This is a genomic window from Parafannyhessea sp., assembly GCF_051876455.1.
In the GTDB taxonomy this organism is placed as follows: domain Bacteria; phylum Actinomycetota; class Coriobacteriia; order Coriobacteriales; family Atopobiaceae; genus Parafannyhessea.
This window is the reverse complement of the sequence record NZ_JBJEHW010000118.1, coordinates 1-2,850: the sequence shown is the minus strand read 5'-3', so window position 1 is coordinate 2,850 and position 2,850 is coordinate 1. Positions and strand designations below refer to the sequence as shown.

Sequence of the window (2,850 nt, the reverse complement as noted above, 5' to 3'; positions counted from 1 at the left end):
GCCCCTGGGGTTCTTGCCGTCCAGGTTCTCCCAGTTGTACTCGATCACGCCCTTGACGGAGAGCGAGTCGAGCAGCTCCTGCGCGCGCTCCTTGGAGACGCCCGCGCCTTCGGCCACCTGCTCCAGGGTCTCGGGCATGCGGCGCTTCATGTGGCGCGTGAGCGCGGCCTCCTCCTCGGTCATGACGGAGGCGAGGCCCCAGTAGTCCGGGTCGTCGTAGTTGGTCTTGTGGAGCATGCGGTCGGTCATCTTGGCGCCCTCGCGCAGGACGCCGGGCTTGGGTGCCTCGCCGGAGGCCGGTCCCGGGGCGTCGGGGGACGAGGGAACGTAGTGTTTGGCCTCGTCGTTTTCGACAAAGACCTCGTGCCTGTTGATGATCCTGAGCTTCCTACCCTGGGGGTTGACGCTCGGCACGCCGTCGTCGTCGAGCTTGGGCAGGCGGTTGCGCACCGCCACGTCCTCGTCCGTCATGCCGCGGCGCATGTCCTGCGCGCGCTCCTCGACCGTGGCGCCGCCGTAGGGCGCCTCCGGGCGGCCGGTCCTCGCGCCTGGCGCGTATGACGCCGCCTTGGTGGCCACGTCCTTCTCGCCCGCGTTATCGCCTGTAGCCATTGCCTCTCCTCCGCACTCACGTTTCCCCTCTACATGCATGGCACCGATTCTAGCAGGGCAGACTGTCCGTTTGACCAACTACCTGAAGGTTGGCGGCAGGCGGCGGGCGGGGCGCCGTCCGTCGGGTGCGGCGTGGCCGTGGTGCGGCCCGGTTGTGGAGAGTCTGCGGAGCGCGTCCTTGCATGAGTGCGCAGGGCGCCTGTGGGCGAGAAAAACGGCTGCCTTGACCTGCGGCGATGCGGAAGTGACGGCCTTCCAAAGGCTGCGGATAGACACGGGAGAGCCAGCCGCAAGGTCGCTGGCGCAAGCTCTGGACCTGCCTTCGAGCGCGCGGAGGAAGCACTGGCAACTGGGTCGATGTTTGGAGGAACGCATGGCTTTTGAGGCTAAGCACGCGAGGTTCGCTGGTCTTGGCAGGTCGATGGGGCGCCTTGCTGTGGTGGGAGGTCTGGCTGCCTGCATGGCCGCGGGCCAGGTCGCTCCCGCGGTGGCGCTGGCCGAGGGAACGGGGACGATAACCATAAAGGACGTGGTGTCGCGTGGCTCGGAGGGGAAGCTCGCCTACCTGGGCTACCAGATCTTCACGGCCAACGTGAGCGAGAAGGGCGAGGTGAGCGACCTCGCCTGGGCAAACGACGACGTGAAGGCAGAGGTCGAGGCAGTCATCAAGGCGGAGGACAAGTCGTACGCGGGCACAACGGCGCAGGACGCTGCCCTGTGGATGAGGTCGCACTTCTCCACCGGGAACACGGACGTGGTTGCCGCGCAAAGCGCCGCCGCAAAGATCGCCAAGGCCGTCCAGGGCAAGGCGAGCACCGTGCGCCTGAACGAGAACGCGTCGCAGCCCCTGAGCCGGGGCTACTGGCTCTTCGTGAGCGACTCGACCACGACGGACGGCAAGGACGGCGTCGCGGGCACGGCGCCGATCTTCACGCTCGTGGGGGCGCAGGCGACCACGGTGTACGCCAAGACCTCCGTCCCCAGCGGGCGAAAGACGGTCGCGACCGAGTCCGGGAGGGACACGGAGTCGCTGGACGCCAAGGTGGGCGACGTGCTCAACTACCGACTGAGCGGGACGCTGCCCACGAACCTCGACGCATACGAGAAGTACTACTACCAGTTTGAGGACACGCTCTCGAAGGGCCTCACGTACCAGGGCGACGCCAAGGTCAACGCACTGCGCTTTGACGGAGATGCGAAGAAGTGGGTCCCCACCGACGTGACCGGCAAGTTCAGCGTTGCAACCAAGGCCAACGCCGACGGGACGACGACCCTGACCGTGACCTGCGACGACGTGAAGGCGCTGCAGGAGGTCAAGGGCGACGGCCTCAGCAGACTCGAGGTCACGTACAAGGCGAAGGTCAACTCGAAGGCGGTCGTCGGCTCCGAGGGCAACGACAACAAGCTGACCCTGCACTTCTCGAACGACCCCAACTCCGACAGCAAGGGCACGGTCCGCGTGCCGGGGACCGAGACGTACACCTTCAGGCTCGACATCGCGAAGGTGGACAAGGCGACCAGGAAGTCGCTCTCCGGCGCCAAGTTCACGATCCAGGAGTACACGACGGACGGGCATGCCACGGGAAAGTACCTGCAGGCGGACGGCTCCCTGGGCGACGAGCCATATGAGTTCGAGACCAACGAGAAGGGCCTCATGAGCGTGCCGAGCATCGACTCGGGCGACTACCTCCTGCACGAGACGCAGGCACCCAAGAGCGACTCCGGCACCTACGACAAGATCGAGGACGTCAAGCTGCAGATCAGGGCGCACTACGTGATGCCCAACTCGCTCAACGTGGGTACGAGCAGCGGGCAGGACGGCACGAGCGCCTACTCCCTGAGTGCCAAGGTCCAGGGCACGGACGCCGAGGGCGGCATCGACGCCAATGGCGACGGCAAGATCGACCAGACGGACGCGAGCGAGAAGATCGTGGACGCCAAGGCAGGCATCGTGCGCGTGACCGTGGGCGACGGCCTCACGACGACCCTCCCCATCACGGGCGGCCAGGGCATCGTGCTCGCGGCCGGCACGGGACTCATCGTGATCGCGATATCCGCCATCGCGATGGGGCGCAGGCGCGACGTCATGAACGCGGAAGAGTAGAAGGGGTGATGGTCGATGCGGGTGAATCACGTTGCGGGAGCATCCACGGACTCGGCAGGTACGGTTGGTGCGCGTCGCCATGGCGTGGCCGCCCGCGTCGACCTCGCCCTCGTGGCGCTGGCGACGCTCCTGAC

Annotated in this window: 1 protein-coding gene and 1 pseudogene; one reads left to right on the top strand and one right to left on the bottom strand. The window is 66.7% G+C overall.

From position 1 onward, the window contains the following. A pseudogene (locus ACI38Z_RS05385) lies at nt 1–612 on the bottom strand (hypothetical protein); the annotation flags it as partial. 373 nt (nt 613–985) lie between these two features. Here ACI38Z_RS05385 and ACI38Z_RS05380 point away from each other — a divergent pair. After that, on the top strand, nt 986–2,716 hold the full coding sequence (locus ACI38Z_RS05380) for an isopeptide-forming domain-containing fimbrial protein (protein ID WP_439789167.1): 1,731 nt from the start codon (nt 986–988) through the stop codon (nt 2,714–2,716). Nucleotides 2,717–2,850: the final 134 nt, after the last annotated feature.

Coding starts and splice junctions, on each gene's coding strand:
- ACI38Z_RS05380 (WP_439789167.1), top strand. CDS start 986: ATGGCTTTTGAGGCTAAGCACGCGAGGTTCGCTGGTCTTGGCAGGTCG.